At 58.6% G+C, this 18,960-nt stretch carries 18 protein-coding genes; 7 read left to right on the top strand and 11 right to left on the bottom strand.

What is annotated here, in order from left to right:
- Positions 1–37 precede the first annotated feature (37 nt).
- From D0C27_RS12350 to D0C27_RS12315, 8 genes are all read right to left on the bottom strand, one after another.
- Complete coding sequence (locus D0C27_RS12350; protein WP_170978577.1) at positions 38–2,575, bottom strand: TonB-dependent siderophore receptor; 2,538 nt, start codon at positions 2,573–2,575, stop codon at positions 38–40.
- 255 nt (positions 2,576–2,830) lie between these two features.
- Entirely contained in the window at positions 2,831–3,838 is a 1,008-nt protein-coding gene (locus tag D0C27_RS12345; RefSeq protein WP_137431090.1) for a FecR domain-containing protein, read from the bottom strand.
- Positions 3,839–3,850: 12 nt separating this feature from the next.
- Positions 3,851–4,411, bottom strand: a complete 561-nt coding sequence (locus tag D0C27_RS12340) for a sigma-70 family RNA polymerase sigma factor (RefSeq protein WP_035269335.1) — start codon at positions 4,409–4,411, stop codon at positions 3,851–3,853.
- Positions 4,412–4,553: 142 nt separating this feature from the next.
- Positions 4,554–5,558, bottom strand: a complete 1,005-nt coding sequence (locus D0C27_RS12335; RefSeq protein ID WP_137431089.1) for an ABC transporter ATP-binding protein — start codon at positions 5,556–5,558, stop codon at positions 4,554–4,556.
- Positions 5,555–6,529, bottom strand: coding sequence for an ABC transporter ATP-binding protein (locus tag D0C27_RS12330; protein ID WP_137431088.1), 975 nt, complete (start codon positions 6,527–6,529; stop codon positions 5,555–5,557). Before D0C27_RS12330 ends, D0C27_RS12335 begins: the two co-directional genes overlap by 4 nt.
- A 3-nt stretch (positions 6,530–6,532) precedes the next feature.
- Entirely contained in the window at positions 6,533–7,447 is a 915-nt protein-coding gene (locus D0C27_RS12325) for an ABC transporter permease (RefSeq protein ID WP_009461211.1), read from the bottom strand.
- 1 nt (position 7,448) lies between these two features.
- The gene (locus tag D0C27_RS12320) at positions 7,449–8,435 is read right to left on the bottom strand and encodes an ABC transporter permease (RefSeq protein ID WP_009461210.1); all 987 of its coding nucleotides are present in this window, start codon (positions 8,433–8,435) and stop codon (positions 7,449–7,451) included.
- Between the two features lie 155 nt (positions 8,436–8,590).
- Positions 8,591–10,162 (bottom strand): ABC transporter substrate-binding protein, encoded by a 1,572-nt coding sequence (locus tag D0C27_RS12315; protein WP_009461209.1) that lies wholly within the window; start codon positions 10,160–10,162, stop codon positions 8,591–8,593.
- 213 nt (positions 10,163–10,375) lie between these two features.
- On the opposite strand from D0C27_RS12315, the gene dinB reads away from it, so the two are divergent.
- Both dinB and D0C27_RS12305 read left to right on the top strand, forming a co-directional pair.
- Positions 10,376–11,545, top strand: coding sequence for a DNA polymerase IV (gene dinB / locus D0C27_RS12310; protein WP_276607168.1), 1,170 nt, complete (start codon positions 10,376–10,378; stop codon positions 11,543–11,545).
- A gap of 273 nt (positions 11,546–11,818) precedes the next feature.
- On the top strand, positions 11,819–13,009 hold the full coding sequence (locus D0C27_RS12305) for an acetylornithine transaminase (RefSeq protein WP_009461207.1): 1,191 nt from the start codon (positions 11,819–11,821) through the stop codon (positions 13,007–13,009).
- Between the two features lie 106 nt (positions 13,010–13,115).
- Here the strand turns inward: D0C27_RS12305 and D0C27_RS12300 are convergent, their stop codons facing one another.
- From D0C27_RS12300 to D0C27_RS12290, 3 genes are read right to left on the bottom strand one after another with little or no spacing between them, the layout of a single operon-like run.
- Entirely contained in the window at positions 13,116–13,442 is a 327-nt protein-coding gene (locus tag D0C27_RS12300) for a helix-turn-helix domain-containing protein (RefSeq protein ID WP_042484873.1), read from the bottom strand.
- The gene (locus tag D0C27_RS12295) at positions 13,426–13,689 is read right to left on the bottom strand and encodes a type II toxin-antitoxin system RelE family toxin (protein ID WP_035269329.1); all 264 of its coding nucleotides are present in this window, start codon (positions 13,687–13,689) and stop codon (positions 13,426–13,428) included. Before D0C27_RS12295 ends, D0C27_RS12300 begins: the two co-directional genes overlap by 17 nt.
- Before the next feature lie 18 nt (positions 13,690–13,707).
- Complete coding sequence (locus tag D0C27_RS12290) at positions 13,708–14,016, bottom strand: hypothetical protein (protein ID WP_137431086.1); 309 nt, start codon at positions 14,014–14,016, stop codon at positions 13,708–13,710.
- 8 nt (positions 14,017–14,024) lie between these two features.
- Here D0C27_RS12290 and D0C27_RS12285 point away from each other — a divergent pair, with 8 nt between their 5' ends.
- The 5 genes from D0C27_RS12285 (at position 14,025) to D0C27_RS12265 (ending at position 18,956) form a co-directional block, all read left to right on the top strand.
- Entirely contained in the window at positions 14,025–14,852 is an 828-nt protein-coding gene (locus tag D0C27_RS12285) for a MetQ/NlpA family ABC transporter substrate-binding protein (RefSeq protein ID WP_137431085.1), read from the top strand.
- Positions 14,852–15,694: a MetQ/NlpA family ABC transporter substrate-binding protein gene (locus D0C27_RS12280; RefSeq protein ID WP_137431084.1), complete on the top strand. Its 843-nt coding sequence runs from the start codon at positions 14,852–14,854 to the stop codon at positions 15,692–15,694. Before D0C27_RS12285 ends, D0C27_RS12280 begins: the two co-directional genes overlap by 1 nt.
- A 1-nt stretch (position 15,695) precedes the next feature.
- Positions 15,696–16,901: a methionine ABC transporter ATP-binding protein gene (locus D0C27_RS12275; protein ID WP_137431083.1), complete on the top strand. Its 1,206-nt coding sequence runs from the start codon at positions 15,696–15,698 to the stop codon at positions 16,899–16,901.
- Positions 16,873–17,535 carry a methionine ABC transporter permease gene (locus D0C27_RS12270; RefSeq protein WP_009461203.1) on the top strand — a complete coding sequence of 221 codons (663 nt, stop codon included), beginning with the start codon at positions 16,873–16,875 and terminating at the stop codon, positions 17,533–17,535. The genes D0C27_RS12275 and D0C27_RS12270 overlap by 29 nt, the downstream gene beginning before the upstream one ends.
- 155 nt (positions 17,536–17,690) lie before the next feature.
- Positions 17,691–18,956 carry an SfnB family sulfur acquisition oxidoreductase gene (locus D0C27_RS12265; RefSeq protein ID WP_137431082.1) on the top strand — a complete coding sequence of 422 codons (1,266 nt, stop codon included), beginning with the start codon at positions 17,691–17,693 and terminating at the stop codon, positions 18,954–18,956.
- Positions 18,957–18,960 lie beyond the last annotated feature (4 nt).

Below are 18,960 nucleotides of genomic sequence, written 5' to 3'. Positions count from 1 at the left end.
TCAGAGCGCTTGAGTACCTTGTTCATCACGTTCAGCCTCAATATTGGGCGCGCAGCGTCAGCATCACGTTGCGTGGGTCGCCGTAGTAGTTGTAGGCGCGTTCGTGGGCAATATAACGGTAGTACTTCTTGTCGAACACGTTGTTCAGGTTGAGGGTGGCTGAAACCTTGGGCGTGAAGTCGTAGCGCACCATCAGATCAGCCACGGCGTAAGGATTTTGCTCGATACGGATCGTGCCGGCCGTGTTCTCGTACAGGAATTTGGTCTGCCACGTGAAGCCACCCCCCACTGTCCACTGGCGCAACGAGCCGGGCAGGCGGTACGAGGTAAAGAGCTTGAACATATGTTCTGGCGTGCGCGTGTTGAAGGGCTTGCCTTGGTTGGCCGCATCTTTCACGTACTTGGTGGTGTTGTAGGTATAGCCAGCCGTCAGATTCCAGCCTGGGGCCAGTTCACCTGTCAACTCCGCCTCAATCCCTTCGCTGCGCACTTTGCCTGCGGCAATCGAGCAGTAGTCGCTGGTGGTATAGGGGCACGGTTTGGGGCCGTCCAGATCGGTCTGGGCGCGGTTGGTTTCTTCGATACGGAAGGCCGCCAGCGAAGCCTGCACGCGGCCATCCTGGAATTCACCCTTGATACCCGCCTCGTAGTTGGCACCCACGATGGGCTTGAGCAAGGAGCCGTTGCGATCGATGGCGTTTTGCGGACGGAACACGTCGGTATAGCTGGCGTACAGCGAGTAGTTATCGTTCAGATCGAATATCAGACCGGCGTACGGTGTGAACTCGCCACTGACCTTGTAGCTCGAGGAGGCCGTGTTGGCGCCGGTGAGCAGATTGGTGCTGTCGCTGCTGTAGTCCCACCAGCTCCAACGACCACCCACGATCAAGGTAAGCGGATCGGCAAGGCTTAGACGAGCAGCGGTATAGATGCCCGACTGCTTGGTGGTGGTGGCGGTGCGCGATTCATAGGGCCCAATATTGGGCGGAGGCAGCGAGGTGGGGTCCCAGTTAAAGACATCGGGCCGGATGCTGGCGTATTCACGCAGCGGCACCTGGTCGGTTTCGGTGGGATTGCGGCGCATGTTCGCACCTACTACCAGCTCATGCTTGCGGCCCAGTAAGGAGAATGGGCCCGAGGCGTACAGGTCCACGCTGGTCTGGGTGCGGTTCAGGCTGCTGGCTCGTGCGTAGTTCAGGAGTGGGCCTTGGTGCGTGTTGCGGTCCACGCCCGCGCCCGAGGCGGACAGAAACACCGTGTCTACGTCGTAGTGCTGGCGGTTGGCCGACAGCTTGGTCTGCCAGCCGTTGTCCATCTCCCAGGTCAGGTCGCCGAACACGGTGGTGCTGCGGGTGGCCCGGTGGTTCCAGTCGGCACCCAGGTAAGTGCTGCGTGGCAGTTCGAGATCGCCGCCATCGTCAAAGAAGACGACGCCAGTGCCGTTGGGCGTACCCTTGGTGCGCTGATGGTCCACCCCCACGGTGGCCGTGATCGAGGGAGTGAAGTCGTATTGCAAGACGCCATACAGCACTTCCTTGCGTTCCTTGACGTGATCCACGAAGGAGTCGCGGTCGTCGTGCACGGCCACCACCCGCCCACGCAGATCACCGCTGTGGTTGAGTGGACTGGAGACGTCGGCTTCCACACGATAGCTGTTCCACGATCCCACCATCGCGCTGCCGCTGGCGGCAAATTCACGGGTGGGTTGCTTGCGCACCAGATTGAGCGTGCCGCCCGGGTTGCCGGCCCCCTGCAACAGACCCGCCGCGCCGCGTACCACTTCCACGCGATCGTAGATGGCCATGTCGGCGGCCGCTTCCGAGCCGCCTGCGCCCAGCGAGACAGGCACGCCGTCAAGCTGTGCCGTATCCAGCGAGAAGCCGCGGATCTGATAGGTTGTGCCCAGCACTTCGCCTTCCTGCACCTTCACGCCGGTAGCTTGCTTGAGTGCGTCGTTAAGCGTGAGCAGACCCTGGTCGTCGAGCCGCTGGCGCGTGATCACGCTGACCGACTGCGGGGTTTCACGTGCGGACAGGTTCATGCGCGTGGCCGAGCTTGCCGATGCGTTGGTGTAGCTGCCTGTGCCTTCGGTCCTGGGATCGAGTCGTCCCCGTACGGTTACGGTGCTCAGCTGGGTGACGTCACCGGCAGGTGCCTCTGGGACTTGGCGCAGATGGTAGCTGCCATCCGAGCTGGCAACAGCAGTCAGGCCAGTACCGGCCAACAGTGCATCCAGCGCGGCCTGGGGCGAAAACGTGCCGGAAACGCCTGGGCTGTTTCTGTCCCTGGCCAGCTCACCGGCTCCAGCGACCAGTACGCCGGATGCGCTTGCAAAGCGAGCCAGCGCTGTGCTCAAGGGGCCCGCTGGAATGCTGTAGCTTTGTTGTTTGGCAGACGCACTATTGATGGTTTGGGCGTGGGCTTGAGGATGCCAGCTTGCCAGGCTCAATGCACCGCTGGCCAGGGCAAGTTGCAGCACGCAGGCCAAGGGGCTTAGTTTGAAACCGGGTCGGAAAAAGTGCATGGCACCAAAAGAGTTCGCCCCTCGGGCGACAGGCTGGGAATAGCCGGGCATGATGAATTCTGCTCCTTGGAAGCGGTGTAGTCGGCGAGAGCGAGCCGGTTTGCGTGTGTCCTGGTCAGATTCTGGTTTTGCGCCAGGAGACGGGTAAAACGATGCCCTCATCAGGTATATCGAACACGCCAAGGAAAAGCGGAACTCGGAAAAGTGGAAATAGCCGGTTTGAAGCATTGGGCCGCTTGAATAGGCCCGTAAACCGGCTTGTCATGCACGGCGGCTGATGCCCGTGAATGTATGTCTGAATCAAGGTCAGTGCTCGGCCAGTTCAATGCTGACCCACCAGGGCAGGGTTCGTTTGATGCGAATCGGCAGCACCCCTTCCAGCATTCTCAAGGCCCGGTCCGGGTCGGTGGAGGGATAGCTGCCAATCACAGGCAGCTGGGCCGCCTCGGGTGAAACGCTAAGGTGGCCGCCGCGATAGCGTTGCAATTCGCGCACGACCTCGATCAAGGGCGTGTTGTCGGTGACGAGGATGCCTTTGGTCCAGCTTTGCCGCTCGGGCAGGACAGCAGTGGTAGCCGCAATCTCGGTACGCGAAAGCTGTGTCTGCTGACCGGCATGGATAATGTGCTGCTGGCGCTTGTTTGCCGTGTCCACCTGTACCGCGCCTTGATACACCGCCAGAAAAGTTTCCTGACCGTCCAGTCGCACCGTAAAGCGTGTCCCCAAGGCACGCAGCAAACCTTGACGGGTTTCGACCAGAAAGGGCCGTGCAGGATCGGCCGCTGTATCGATCAGAATTTCACCCTGAACCAGGGAGAGCAGCCGTTGATTGCCTCGGTAGTCGTGGTTCATTGCAGTGTCGGAGCTGAGCCAAACGGTAGAGCCATCGGGCAAAGTCAGTTGGTGGACTTCACCACGGGCGGTGCGATGCTCGGCTGACCAGGCCATTACGGTGCCGGGCAAGGACGTATGCTGCCAAGCCAGCCAACTGCCCAAACTGCTGCCTGCCAGTGTGCCCAGGCCCAGCAGCAATTGGCGGCGGCGTCCCATTCGTCGGTTGGCCAGGCAATAGCTTTGGACGGCAGCCTGGCGGCTGTCGCTGCTTTGTATCGGTTCAAAGCGGCCACTGATGCGCTCTACATACTGCCAGGCCTTGCGATGCTCGGCCTGAGCGACCAGCCAGCGTTGCCAGCTTTGTCGATCCTGGGCCGAGGCCTCATCCGAGCGCAACAGGGCAAACCATTCGGCGGCCTGTTCCAGCGCGTCAAATGAGGGCTCCAGCGTATCGTCGGGATGCAGTTCGGAGGTGCTCATGGGGGCGGGTAATCAGCGTGGCTCGGGCAGGCTGGACGCCTGATGCACGGGCATGTCAGCGGCGGTATGGCGGGCTTCCAGTTTCAGGCAGCACAGCATGGCCTGGCTAAGATATCGGTGCACCATGCGTGTGGACACGCCCAGCGCCTCTGCAATTTCCCGGTTGCTCATGCCGTCGGCCATGGCCATGAAAAAGGCATTGCCCACTTTGGCGGGCAGGGTGCGCAACATGCTGTCTATCTCTTGCAGGGCTTCCAGCACCAGGGCCTGGTGTTCGGCAGAAGGAACCAGGGCGGCCGGGCGGTTGGCCAGCTCTTCCAGCCAGGCTTGTTCAATCTGACGGCGTCGCCATAAGTCCACGCACATGCCATTGGCCATGAGCCGCAAATACACACGGGCTTCGGGTTCGCTGCCGAATTGACGGGGTTTTTGCAGCAGTCGGACAAAAACGTCTTGGGCCAGATCGGCCGCATCAAAGGAATTACCTAGCCTGCGTCGTAGCCAGCTATGCAACCAGCCGTGGTAATTCCGGTAGAGCGATTCCGTGTCGGGTGAGAAGGCGGCATTGTGCATGATGCGTTCCAGTGGTGCCTGCTCGACCAGAAAAATGGTAGAGGATCGGGCAATGAGAACTGAGAATAATTCTCAATTATCAGAAAAAACCGCCCATTCGGCAAGTTGCCGTGGGCGGTTTTACTGTTGGCATCGCAAGCGATCAGGCCTGATCGCGCCCTTCTTCTACAGCATGACAAGCCACTTCTTGCGGCCCGGTTTGCAGCAAAGCCGGGGCTTCGCGGCGGCAGCGATCATTGGCCAGCGGGCAGCGTGGATGGAAGGTACAGCCGGATGGCGGGTTCAGTGGATTAGGCACTTCACCAGCGACCGGGATGCGGCTTTTGCCCGCTCCGCTCATGTCGGGAATGGCTCCCAGCAACATGCGCGTGTAGGGGTGGCGAGGCTGCGCGAACAAATCGTCGCGTGGCGCAATTTCCACAATCCGGCCCAAATACATGACGCCAACCCGGTCGGCCACGTGATGCACCACGGCCAGATTGTGCGAGATGAACAGATAGGTCAGTCCCAGTTCGCGCTGCAAATCCTTCATCAGGTTCAGGACCTGTGCCTGCACCGACACGTCCAGCGCCGAGGTCGGCTCGTCACAGACGATGAATTCGGGTTGCAGAGCCAGAGCACGGGCAATGGAAATACGCTGGCGCTGGCCACCGGAGAACTGGTGCGGGTAACGCTGGGCGTCGCTGGGGTTCAGGCCCACTTGCGTCAGCAGCTCGGCTACTTTGGCCTCTTGCTGGGCGCGGCTCATGTCCGTGTGGGTGACCAGTGGTTCGGCAATGATGCGGCCCACGCGCCAGCGAGGATTCAGGCTGGCATAGGGGTCCTGAAAAATCATCTGACGGCGTTTGCGCATGGCCTTCTGGCTGGCTTTGTCCATGGTTTTCAGGGACTGGCCATCAAACAGAATCTCGCCGCGTGTCAGCGAATACAGGCCCGTCAGCAAACGGGCCACGGTGGATTTCCCGCAGCCGGATTCGCCTACCAGGGCCAGGGTTTCACCCTTGTTCAAGGTGAAGCTGACGCCATCGACCGCGCGCAGGTTTACTTTGGGTTTGCGGTAGACCAGGCGCTCCAGCAAGGGCGGGGACACATCAAACCAGCAGGCAGCGTCCTTGACCTGGACCAGGGCTTGTTTAGGGGCGCTCATGCGGACTCCTGTGCATGCAGCCAACAGGCCGCCTGTGTTTGTGGGGGAACAGGCATCAGCTCGGGGCGTTCGACCAGGCAGCGATCAAAGCGACGATCACAACGCGGATTGAAGGCGCAGCCGGGCGGGATGGCGTTCAAGCGTGGCATGCTGCCGGGGATTTGCTCCAGACGCTCCAGCCCCGCGTGCAGATTGGGAATGGAACGCATCAAGCCACGGGTATAAGGGTGGCTGGGTTTCTGGATCACATCCTGTACAGGGCCGATCTCGATAATGCGACCGGCGTACATCACGGCCACACGGTCGGCGGTTTCCGCAATCACCCCCATATCGTGGGTAATCAGCATGACCGAGGTGCCTTGCGAGCGACAGAGTTTTTTCAGCAGGTCGATAATCTGCGCCTGAATGGACACGTCCAGTGCCGTGGTGGGTTCGTCCGCCACGATCAGCTTGGGCTCGGCCGCCAGGGCCAGCGCAATCACCACCCGTTGGCGCATGCCGCCGGAGAACTGGTGCGGATAGTGGTCGATACGCTCGCGCGCTGCCGGAATGCCGGTAGCTCCCAGCAATTCGATGGCGCGTTCCTGTGCCTGTTTCCAGGACAGAGGCAGGTGCGTGACGATGGTTTCAGCCAGTTGATGACCCACGGTATAGAGCGGGTTCAGCGAGGTCAGCGGGTCCTGGAAAATCGCGCCAATCTTGCGGCCACGAATCTTGCGCATCTGGTCCTGGTTCAGATTGTCGATGCGCTCGCCTTCCAGCAGGATCTGGCCGCCGCTGATGCGACCGGGGGCATCGAGCAAACCAATAATGGAGGAACCCGTCAGGGATTTACCGGCACCGGACTCCCCCACCACTCCCAGCACTTCGCCGGGGGCGATGGAAAAGGACACATGATCCAGGGCTTGGAGCACACCACGCCGGGTCGGGAATTCGACACACAGGTCTTGGACAGTTAAGAGTGCAGTCATGGCTTAGCTCAATTTGGGGTTCAGGGCGTCACGCAACCAGTCGCCCAGGAGGTTGACCGACAGCACCAGCAGCACCAGCATCAGGCCAGGGAAAATCGTGATCCACCATTCGCCCGAGAACAGGAAGTCGTTACCGATCCGGATCAGGGTGCCCAAAGAAGGCGAGGTGGCCGGAACGCCGACGCCCAGAAAGGACAGCGTGGCTTCGGTAATGATGGCGGTGGCCAGATGCACGGTGGCCAGCACCAGCACGGGGCCCATCACATTGGGCAGCACATGACTGAACATGATGCGCGGCGAAGACACGCCAATGACGCGGGCAGCCTGCACGTACTCACGGTTTTTCTCCACCAGCGTGGAGCCGCGCACGGTACGGGCATATTGCGGCCAACCGGCCAACGCAATCGCTCCGATCAGCACCGGAAAGGCGACCACATCGTGCATGTTCAAGGGGAACACGGCACGGGCTACACCGTCGATCAGCAAGGCAATCAGGATGGCCGGGAAGGACAGCTGCACATCGGCCACACGCATGATGAAGGCATCCACACGGCCACCGGAGTAACCGGCCAGCAGGCCCAGCACGATACCGACCACCATGGACAAGGCTACCGAGGCCAGACCGATCAGCAAGGAGGTGCGCGTCCCGTACAACAGGGCCGAATACAGGTCACGCCCCTGGCTGTCTGTTCCCAACCAGTATTGGGGCGACCCGTTTTCCGACCAGGCCGGGGCCAGCAAGGCATCCATCAGGTCGATGGAGGTCAGATCGAAGGGATCGTAAGGAGCCACCCAGCGGGCACCCAGCGCGCCGATAAACAGCAGCAAGGCCATGATGGTGGCCGCAATGGCGACGGGAGAGTGGCGCCAGGACCAGACCAGATCGCTATCCCAGGCGGTTTTCAATTTAGCGAACATATTAGTGCCCCTTGGCGCCCGACAATTGGGTGCGCAGACGTGGATCGACCAGGAAGTACAGCAGGTCTACCAGCAGGTTGATCACAACAAATACCAGGGCAATCAGACAGAGATAGGCCGCCATCACGGGGATGTCGGCAAATTGCACGGCCTGGATAAACAGCAGACCCATGCCCGGCCATTGGAAAACGGTTTCCGTCACGATGGCAAAGGCGATGATGCCGCCCAGTTGCAGCCCCGTGATGGTGATAACCGGCACCATGGTGTTTTTAAGGGCGTGACCAAAGTGGATGGCGCGTTGCGACAGGCCACGGGCACGAGCAAATTTGATGTAGTCGGCGCGCAGTACTTCCAGCATCTCGGAGCGCACCAGACGCAGGATCAGCGTGAGCTGGAACAAACAGAGCGTGATGGCGGGCAGGATCAAATGCTTGATCCCGTCCCAGCTAAGCAGGCCGGTACTCCACCAGCCAAACTTCAGGACTTCGCCCCGGCCATAGCTGGGCAGCCAGCCCAATTGCACGGAGAAGATCAGGATCAGCAAGATACCGATCAGGAAGGTGGGCAGAGAGATCCCCAGCAATGAAAAGGCCAGAATGCTCTGCGCCATGAACCCATTGCGCTTCAAGGCGGTGTACACCCCTAGCGGCAGGCCTATCAGCAAGGCCAGTATGGCGGCCACCACGGACAGCTCTACCGTGGCAGGCAGGCGGTCTTTCAGTAGCGTGGAAACCGGTTGGGCTTGCCGCAGGGACAGGCCAAATTCGCCTTGTACGGCCTGGGATACAAAGCGTCCGAATTGCACGGGAGCGGGTTGGTCCAGCCCCAGGCTGGCACGCAGTTCCACGCGATCTTGTTCGGTGGCGTCCTGTCCCAGCATGATGGTGACCGGGTCACCAATGTAGCGGAACAGCACAAAAGCCAGAAGGCTGACCGTCAGCATCACCAGAACAGCCTGGATCAGACGGCGAATAATAAATACCAGCATAGGCGGTCTCCTGGTAGAGCGCGAGGATCACTCGCGACCAGTGTCGTCCTTAATGTGTAGAAAGGGCCCGGCAAGGGGGCTGGTGTAGAAACGGATGACTACAGCGTAATGGGAACCAGCCCCGCACGGAGGCGGGGCTGGGGTATGAAAACAACTTAGTCGATGGTGGTCCATTGGGCCAGCATGCGGTTGTCCGCACGATGTACCACGTTGACCTTCTTGGCCATGGCCCAAGGAATGATCTGGTCATGCAGGGGAATGTGGCCCACTTCCTTGGCATGAATTTCCAGAACCTTGTGGATGGCCGCATCGCGCTTGGCGGTGTCGGTTTCGGTCTTGATCTGGTCGATCAAGGCGTCCACTTCGGCGTTTTCGTAGCCTCCAAAGTTAAAGGAGCCGTCAGCGCCCTCTCCCTTGCTGTGCATCAGGCTTTGCAGGGTGTAGAGCGCATCAAAGGTCGGCACGCCCCAGCCAAACATGTAGGCGCTGGAGTCAAAGCTTTGTACCTTGGGGAAGTAGGTGGCGCGTGGCATGGCGTTCAGGTTGGCTTTCACGCCGACCTTGGCCCACATGCCCACGATGGCCTGGCAGATGGCTTCATCGTTGATGTAGCGATCGTTCGGGCAATCCAGGGTGAAGGTCAGGGAGTTGTCGTAACCGGCTTCTTTCAGTAGTTCCTTGGCACGATCCTGGCTGTAAGGCAGGCGCTGGGCCAGTTCCTTGGTGTAGCCGTGAACCTGAGGGGCCACCATGGTGCCGGTGGGGGCGGAAGAACCGCGCATCACGGCTTTCTTGATGGCTTCAATGTCGATGGCCACGTACAGGGCTTCACGCACACGCTGGTCAGCAAAGGGGTTCTTGCCCTTGATGCTGCTGTACTTCAGTTCCGGATTCTTTTGGTCCAGACCCAGGTAGATGGTGCGGTACTCGTTGCCTTCCACAATCTTGGTTTGCTGGCGCAGACGCTGCAAGTCCTGCGCAGGCGGGTCCAGAACCAGGTCCACTTCGCCCGACAGCAAGGCGGCGGTACGGGTGGCGTTCTGCTTGATAGGTACGTAGATCACTTCGGTGACGTTACCCACCTTGTTGCCCTTGTTCCACCATTCTTCGTTTTCGACAAAGACGGTGCGCACGTCCACTTCACGCGACTTCAGCTTGTAAGGGCCGGTACCGTTGGTGTTGCGAGCCGAGTAGGTTTCTTCGTTCTTGTTGAAGTCCTGGGGCTGGGTCACATTGTTCTTTTCCGACCAGGCCTTGTTCATGATGAACACACTGGTCAATTGGCGCAGCAGAACCGGGTTGGGCGCGGCGGTGATGATGTCCACCGTCTTGTCGTCCACTTTTTCAGCCTTGACGATGCCGTTCACGTAGGCCTTGAAGTTGGACGTAGGGGCCATGGCGCGCTGAATGGAGAACACCACGTCATCGGCGGTAAAGGGAGCGCCGTCGTGGAATTTCACCCCTTCGCGCAGCGTAAAGCGCCAGACAGTAGGTTCACGCTGTTCCCAGGCCGTGGCCAGGCTGGGCACAATCTGGAAATCCTTGTCGTAGTCCACCAGCGCCTCATAGACATACATGCTGCCTGTGATCGTGAGGTTTTCGTTCTGTGCGTGTGGGTCCAGCGTCATGAAGTCGCCCTGGCTGGACCAGGTAAGCGTTTTGCTGTGGCCCACCAAGGGCAGGGCGACCAGAGCTGCCAGCGCAGCAGCCAATACTGTTTTTTTCATGAAAACCTCCTGTTGGGGTGCTTGGTGTCGCTGATAGAGAGGCTGCATAGTAACCGGGCGCTTGCTGCCGATTCAATACGTAGTTTCAGCCTGCTGTCAGCTTAATGATGTTTAGTGATTTATATCATCCCGGCGCTTATTCAGTGGCTCTCGGTGTACCGCTGACTTGTCGCTATAATGGTGTACATATATACAGTTAACAGGCTGATCAAGGTGGCGGCACAAGAAGAAAAACCTCTGGAGCGGCGTATCGCTCATGTGGATATGGATGCGTTTTATGCCTCGGTGGAGCTGTTGCGCTACCCGCATTTGCGCGGCAGTCCCGTGGTGATTGGCGGGCGCAGTGCTGATGCGCCCAGGCAATTGCCCGATGGCAGCTGGCAACATGCCCGTCTGGCCGATTACGTTGGGCGCGGGGTGGCCACGACTTCGACCTATGAAGCGCGTCAGCTGGGTGTGTTCTCGGCCATGGGTTTAATGAAGGCGGCCCAACTGGCCCCTGATGCCATCTTGCTGCCTGCCGATTTTCAAGCTTACCGCCATTATTCGCGCTTGTTTAAACAGGCCGTGGCCACGGTCTCGGACCATATCGAGGATCGGGGTATCGACGAGATCTATGTAGACCTTAGCCATAAAACCGAAGACAGCCACGAACTGGCCGAGCAGATTCGACAAGCCGTGAACCAGGCCACCGGCCTGACCTGTTCGGTAGGCATTACGCCCAACAAGCTGCTCTCCAAAATTGCCTCAGAACTGAACAAGCCCAATGGGGCCTGCGTGTTGACCATGGACGATGTGCCTACCCGCATCTGGCCGCTGGCCGTGGGCAAGATCAATGGCATTGGTCCCAAGTCGGTCGTGAAACTGACGGAAATGGGCATACAGAAGATCGGGGAACTGGCCGCCACACCTGCAGAAAAATTGCAGGAACATTTTGGCCTGCGCTACGCGCAATGGCTGATGGCCGTGGCCCAAGGCCAGGACGAGCGCCCCTTATCCACCGACCGCACGCCTAAATCCATCAGTCGTGAAACCACCTTCGAGCGTGATCTGCACGTGCGCATGGATCGGTCCCGCCTGTCTGCCGTGCTGGAGTCCCTGTGTGAAAAGCTGGAGCAGGATTTACGCAAATCCGCCATGTGCGCCCAAACCATAGGCATCAAGCTGAAATTCGAGGACTTCAAAACCGTGACGCGCGACCTGTCCCTGCCCGCTCCCGTGCTGGCGGCGGATGCCATTTTGGCCGCCGCCCGCCAGAATTTGAAACGCGCCGTGCTGGATAGACGCCTGCGCCTGCTGGGTGTGAAAGCCAGCGCTCTGCTGCCCATCAGTGAAATGCCGCAGGAGCAGCCTCGTCAACTGGATCTGGACGGTTTGTTTTAGGCAGGCAGATCCTTGGAAGGCTGCTTGGATGACAGGTTTTATACAAACGCGTCCCGGCGACTCCCACCCCGATACCGTGCAAAGATTTCAGGCTTAAAACGCTTTGGCGCCTGCCAGGGCGCGGATGTGTACCAGAAAAGGGACAATCCACGGCCAGATGGCCATTGTCCCAGGCATAAGCGTCCTGCTGGGGGTGTGCTGCGTTAGAATTAATTGTCCAGCCGCCGGGCTGGTTTATTTTTTCTTCTTTCATTTTCATCAAGGTTTGCCGTTATGGAATTCGATCGGGCCGGTGTACGTGCATTAATGGAAATTACCCAGCGTCCGGAGTTGGTCTTTGTGCGAGGAGAAGGTTCCTGGCTGCAAGATCACAACGGCAAGCGATACCTGGACACCGTCCAGGGCTGGGCCGTGAACGCGCTGGGCCACAGCCCTGCCAACGTGATCAAGGCGATCACCGAACAAGCGTCCAAATTGATCAACCCCTCGCCTGCGTTCTACAACGAGCCCTCTATCGAGCTGGCCAAACGCATCGTGGAACACTCCTGCTTTGATCGCGTGTTCTTTGCCAACAGTGGTGGCGAAGCCAACGAAGGCGCCATCAAGCTGGCGCGCAAATGGGGTCAGATCAACAAGAACAACGCTTACAAGATCATTTCTTTTGAGCACTCTTTCCATGGCCGTACCCTGGCCACCATGTCCCTGTCCGGCAAACCCGGCTGGGATCGCATGTTCGCCCCTCAGGTCGACGGCTTTCCTAAAGCCAAGCTGAACGATCTGGAATCCGTGCGCGCGCTGATCGACGATCAAACCGTGGGCATCATGCTCGAACCCGTACAGGGCGAAGCCGGTGTTATTCCTGCGACCGTGGAATTCATGAAGGGTCTGCGCGCTCTGGCTGACGAGCACAAATTGCTGCTGATCGTGGACGAAGTGCAAACCGGCATGGGCCGTACCGGCACCATGTTTGCCTACGAACACTCGGGCATCCGTCCTGACATCATGACCTTGGGTAAAGGCATTGGTGGTGGCGTGCCTTTGTCGGCACTGTGCGCACGCGAAGAAGTGTCCTGCTTCCAGCCAGGCGACCAGGGCGGTACCTACAACGGTAACCCCCTGATGACCGCTGCTGGCGTGGCCGTGTTCGATGAACTGGCTGCTCCTGGCTTCCTGGAGTCGGTCAACGCCCGCGCCAAGCAGCTGTCCGAAGGCCTGCTGGCCATCAGCGCCAAGTGGGGCATGAACGGTGAGCGTGGCGAAGGCCTGTTGCGTGCCCTGATCCTGGATCAGGACGACGGCCCGGAAATCGTCGCTGCTGCTCGCGACCGTGCTCCAGAAGGCATGTTGCTGAACTCGCCACGTCCTAACCTGCTGCGTTTCATGCCAGCTCTGAACATCACGGCCGACGAAATCGACCTGATGTTGGCCTGGCTGGACGAAATCCTGGTCAAGGTTCGCGGCTAAGCGGTCAGCTTGCTGTAAAGAAATCCGCCTTCGGGCGGATTTTTTTTGGTCTTTGGATTTTTGTAGCCCTGCGGGTCTGGTGGGCTTGCAAACCGCCGTTCCTGGCTTAGAAGTCGAGTTGCTCAGGTGTAATCCCAAGCGCGGCGGCAATGCGCTCCAGGCTGCTTTTGCGTAGCCGCTCGCTGCTCTCTTGCTGAGCATAGGCAGATTGGCTGATACCCAGACGAGCGGCCAGCTCTGCCTGTGTCAGCCCAAGGTGTTCACGCCATGCCCGAACCGGTGTTGCACCGTCGATCGTGCTGCTGACGACGGCGTGGGGGATCAGCCCGCCGTCTTGGGTCTGGCTGGCGATGTAGTCTTCGTAGGGAATCACGACAAAAGCGGGATTGCCGTCCGGGCCATTGATGATCTGAATATTAGTACGTGCGTTCATCGCGCTTTCTCACTTCCTGGATGTCGATAATTCTTATCTCTACGTCCCAATCAAACAGGACGCGATAGTTTCCGATGCGCAGGCGATAGCCATACTGGTGATTCGTCAGCGCTTTGATGTTCTGCGATCCGGAGCAATTGGGCATGTCAGCCAAGTTGCCGACACCGTCGCGGATAGCGCCTTGGTGTTGCCTGTCGATCTTGCGCAGTTGTTTGGCGGCTTTGGGTGTCCAGAATATCGAGTTCATAGACGAAATATAAGTTAATTATAAGTTAAGTTCCTTGATATAAGTTTGGAAGAATTGCGCGGAGGCAGGCAAAAAAACATTTGTGACCCCTGTTCTTGCACTTCCACGGCTAACTTGAAACGCGCATGAAATATCACAAATGCCATCGTTGTCAGTATTTAGTTTATTTTCAAAAATAATATAAATATCAATAACTTGAGGTAATTTCATCCAGCAGTTAGCCAGCATAAGTAAATGATTGTTCTGTTGTGGTGTCAGGAGAATGGAGTCGATGTAATAGAAGCTTCCAAGATTTGCCTGCAAGCGCAGGCCCACCCCGTGAGGCACTGTTTACCATGCTCCAGCAACTGTCCAAACTCATCGTAGCTAGTGCCCTTGTGCTGGCTGTTTCTCCGGCCATCGCCGCCGACTCCTTACGCATTGGCGTGGTGCCGGGCGCCTATGCCGATTCCATCAATGCCGCGGCCCAGGATGCCAAGGCCCAAGGCATTAATGTCGAGGTGATCGAGTTCACCGACTGGACCACGCCCAATGTGGCGGTGGATAACGGCGATATTGATATCAATTACTTCCAGCATCAGCCTTTCCTGAAGAACGCCATCGAGAAAAACGGCTACAAGCTGGCCAGCGCGGGCACGGGTATTTTGGCCAATGTGGGTGTGTATTCGCTCAAGCATCAGGCGGTGGATCAGGTCCCTCAGGGCGGCAAGGTAGGCATTGCCAACGATCCCGTGAACCAGGGGCGTGGTCTGCTCTTGCTGCAAAAAGTTGGGCTGATCAAGCTCAAGCCAGAGGTCGGTTATCTGGGCAGTCTGGATGACATTGTCGAGAACCCCAAAAAGCTCAGCTTTGTGGAAGTGGAAGGCCCGCAGCTGGTGCGTATTACGGGTGATGTGGATATTGCCCAGGGCTATCCGCATTTCATCGTAGCGGCCAAAGCCTTTGATCCTTCCAGTGGTCTGGCCTACTCCGGTATTGAAGATGCGCAGTTTGCCATTCAGTTCGTGGTGAAAGCGGACCGCACCAACGATCCTGTCATTCAAAAGTTCATTTCCATCTATCAAAACTCGCAGTCTGTACGTGACGTGTCGCGTGCGGCATTCAATAACGACGAACGCCTCTACACCCTGGCCTGGCTGAATACCCAAGGAGGGGCGAAATAATGACGGCGATTTTCTCCTCTCGCGTGCAGCGTTTGGCGCTGGGCATTCTGTTTGCCGCTGCCCTGCCGTTCAGCAGCTCTGCTGCCGTGATTAAAGTGGGCTCCATTCCCGGTGCAACCTCGGATGCGGTGCAAGCGCTGATCCCGGAAGGCAAGAAGCAGGGACTGGATATTCAGCTGGTGGAATTTACGGATTGGACGCTACCCAACGAGGCCGTCAATAACCGCGATATTGATGTGAATTTCTTCCAGCACGAAGCCTTTTTGAACAATGCCATCAAAGAGCGTGGCTACGACCTGGAATTGATTGGTCTGGGCTTGCTGCAAAACATTGGCCTGTACTCGAACAAGTATCAGTCTCTGGACCAGGTTCCCAAGGGCGCAACCGTGTCCTTGCCGAATGATCCGGTCAATCAGGGTCGTGGCCTGTTGCTGCTGCAAAAAGCGGGCCTGATTACCTTGCGTCATGGTCTGGATACCGGAGCCACGGTCAATGATGTGGTGGACAACCCCAAGCAGCTCAAGTTGGTGGAAATTGAAGGCCCGCAACTGATCCATTCCCTGCCGGATGTGGACCTGGCTGTCGTCTGGCCCAGCTATTTCGTCAGCGCTGGCCGCAAGGCGGATGCGGGCAAGGCCCTGGTCTATTCCGGCATTGCCGACACCTTTTATGCAATGGGTTTTGTCACGCGTAAAGACCGCGTCAACGACCCTGCCCTGAAACAGTTCGTGGAGCTGTTCCAGCAGTCGCAGGCGGTACGCAACACGATTGCAGACCGCTTTGATCACAACCCCCATCTGTACACCTTGCCCTGGCAAGGCAGCAGCACAGCGAGCAAGTGATATGGCATACACATCAGCATTACGGCGTAATTTGGACGAGTTGCGCGATACCGCCGAACAGGCCGCAGGACAGCGCGAGGTTCATAAGGCCAGTGCGTCTGTCAAAGCGGAACTGGAACAGCAGCCCAACGTCGTCAAGGCGGGCAGCGTGGCTTTTCGCAATCTGTCCAAAATCTATCAGTCCTCGGCAGGCGCCGTGCCTGCCTTGCAGGACATTGATCTGGACATCGCGCCAGGCAGCATCTTCGGCATTATTGGCCGTAGCGGCGCGGGTAAATCCAGCTTGCTGCGCACCATCAACCGGCTGGAGCGTCCGAGCAGCGGCCAGGTATTGGTAGATGGCGTGGACATTGCCCGTCTGAATGAGTCGGAGCTGGTGCAGCTGCGTCGCCGCATTGGCATGATTTTTCAGCACTTCAATTTGCTGTCTGCCAAAACGGTGTACGAGAACGTGGCTTTGCCCTTGAAGGTGGCCGGGGTGTCGGCACAAGACATTGCTCAGCGTGTTCAGGAACTGCTGCAACTGGTCGGCTTGCAAGATAAGGCCGATACCTATCCCAGTCGTTTGTCGGGTGGGCAAAAGCAGCGCGTGGGCATTGCTCGCGCCTTGGCAACCGGCCCGGAGATTTTGCTGTGTGACGAAGCCACTTCGGCGCTGGACCCGGAGACTACGCAATCCATTCTGAGTTTGCTCAAGGACATTAACCGCCGCCTGGGCATTACCGTCGTGCTGATTACGCACGAGATGAGCGTGATCCGTGAAATTGCCGACCGCGTGCTGGTGCTGGAAAAAGGCCGCATTGCCGAGCTGGGCGAGGTCTGGCGCGTGTTTGGCAAACCGCAGCATGACGCCACCAAGGCACTGCTGGCACCTTTGCAGCACACACTGCCGGAGGACTTGCAGGCACGTCTGGTGCAGCAGCCTCCTAAAACTGGCACGTACAGCCGCATCCTGCAATTGAGCTATAGCGGCGAAGGTGGCTGGGAGCCGGATTTGCTGCGCATTGCCCGCAGCCTGCCCGGCCAGCCGCAGCTGGTTCATGGTGGCGTGGACCGCATTCAGGGCCATGCACATGGACGTTTGCTGGTCGCCATTGAGGGGCATGTGAGCCTGCCCGATTTGACATCTTTGACGCAAGGCCCGGCGGCCATCGCGCATCACATTGAGGACATTGGATATGTTGTGGAATCTGAGTATCCCCGCTGAGCGTTATTGGCAGGCTTTTCTGGACACGTTGATGATGGTGGGCGTGTCTGGGGGCATTGCCTTTCTGGCCGGTATTCCGCTGGCGGTGCTCTTGATTGTGACGGCCCCCCATGGCTTTTGGGAGTCGCCCAAGATCAACCGGGCGGTGGGTAGCGTGGTCAATGGTTTCCGGGCCACGCCCTTCATTGTTTTGCTGGTTGCGCTGATTCCCTTCACGCGCTTGCTGGCAGGCACCACGATTGGGGTGTGGGCGGCCATTGTGCCCTTGGCAATCAGCGCCACGCCTTTCTTTGCCCGTATTGCCGAGGTCAGCCTGCGCGAGGTGGACTCTGGTCTGATTGAAGCGGCTCAAGCCATGGGCTGCAAGAAGTGGGACATCGTGCGCCACGTCTACTTGCCCGAGGCACTGCCCGGCATTGTGGGTGGTTTCACTATCACTATCGTGGCTTTGATCAGCTCGTCTGCCATGGCGGGTGCAGTTGGTGCCGGTGGCCTGGGTGACTTGGCAATCCGCTATGGCTATCAGCGTTTTGACACGCAGGTGATGTTGATCGTGATTGCCGTGTTGATTGCTTTAGTGACTGTGGTGCAGTTTGCCGGCGACCGCTACGTGCAGTGGCTGCGCGCACGTTGATCCGAGTTCAGCCAAGGGCTGGCGCACGTAGTGGCGTCGCCTTGGCAATGAATGTGATGTTCTTTGTTTGCTCGGACGCTCTGTCTTGAGCTGGGACGCAGGTGCTGGCAGCTGCGTCTATCCCTACCGTTTTTAGTCATTGAAAAGAGTGCCGTATGAATGATCGGATTACTCAGGGCGGAGCTTTGCCCGAAGCATCTGCAAAGCCGCGTCTGCCCTTGCCCCCCCAACAGCCTCATGTGATTGGCAGTGAAGCCGAAGCCATCGTCATTGCCCGGCAATTGGCTGCTGAATTTGCGCAAACTGCTGCCGAGCGCGACCGCCTGCGCCAGCTTCCCTGGGACGAGATAGAGCGCTATACCGCCTGCGGCTTGGGTGCCATCACTATCCCCAAAGCCTATGGCGGCCTGGAAGCCTCCAACGAAACGCTGGCGCAGGTTTTTGCCATCATCAGCGCGGCTGACCCTTCTCTGGGTCAGATCCCGCAAAACCATTTCGCGCTGATCCAGAACCTGAAAGACACCGGCACTGAATCTCAAAAGCAGCGTTGGTTCAAGGCGGTGCTGCAAGGCGCACGTTTAGGCAATGGCGGGCCGGAGAAAAAGGGCAAGGCAGCGGTGATTACCGACATCACTGCCCATCTTGCGCGGGCAGCGGATGGCCGCTTGCGCGTTAGCGGCACACGCTTTTATTCAACCGGCGCCTTGTTCGCGCATTGGATTCCTTTCCGAGCTGCGGATGAGCAAGGCCGTGGCGTACAGGTCTGGGTGCGTCGTGATGCGCCCGGCGTGCAGGTGATTGATGACTGGAACGCTTTTGGGCAACGCACCACCGCCAGTGGCAGTGTGGTGTTCGAGCAGGTCCTGGTCGAGGAAGACCATGTGCTGGAAAGCTGGCGCTTTGTGGACAAGCCTTCCCTGTCGGGTCCTATTTCTCAACTGATTCAAGCCAGTATTGATGCCGGTATCGCCCAGGGTGCCTTGCAGGATGCGCTGGAATTTGTCCGCAATCGTGCGCGCCCCTGGACCGATTCGGGTGTGGCCAGTGCCACGCAGGACCCTCACATCATTCAGGAAGTGGGTGCCTTGCAGATTGAGGTGGATGCCGCTCAGGAAGTCTTGCTGGAGGCAGCGCGTTTGCTGGATGAATTGGCTGCCAAGCCCGTGGATGCAGACAGCAGCGCCCGTGCTTCTGTGGCTGTTGCCGAGGCAAAAATCCTGAGCACAGAAGCCGCCCTGAACGCCAGCGAACAGCTCTTTGCCTTGGCCGGCTCGTCGTCCACCCGTGCGGCTCATAACCTGGACCGCCACTGGCGTAATGCCCGCGTGCACACCTTGCATGACCCGGTGCGCTGGAAATATCACTTGCTGGGCAATTACCTGCTCAATGGCGCCTCGCCGTCTTATCACCAATGGAATTGAGGCC

The organism is Alcaligenes faecalis (assembly GCF_005311025.1).
Classification (GTDB): Bacteria; Pseudomonadota; Gammaproteobacteria; order Burkholderiales; family Burkholderiaceae_B; genus Alcaligenes; species Alcaligenes phenolicus.
The sequence above is the reverse complement of the archived record's forward strand: the minus strand, read 5'-3'. Positions and strand labels throughout refer to the sequence as shown.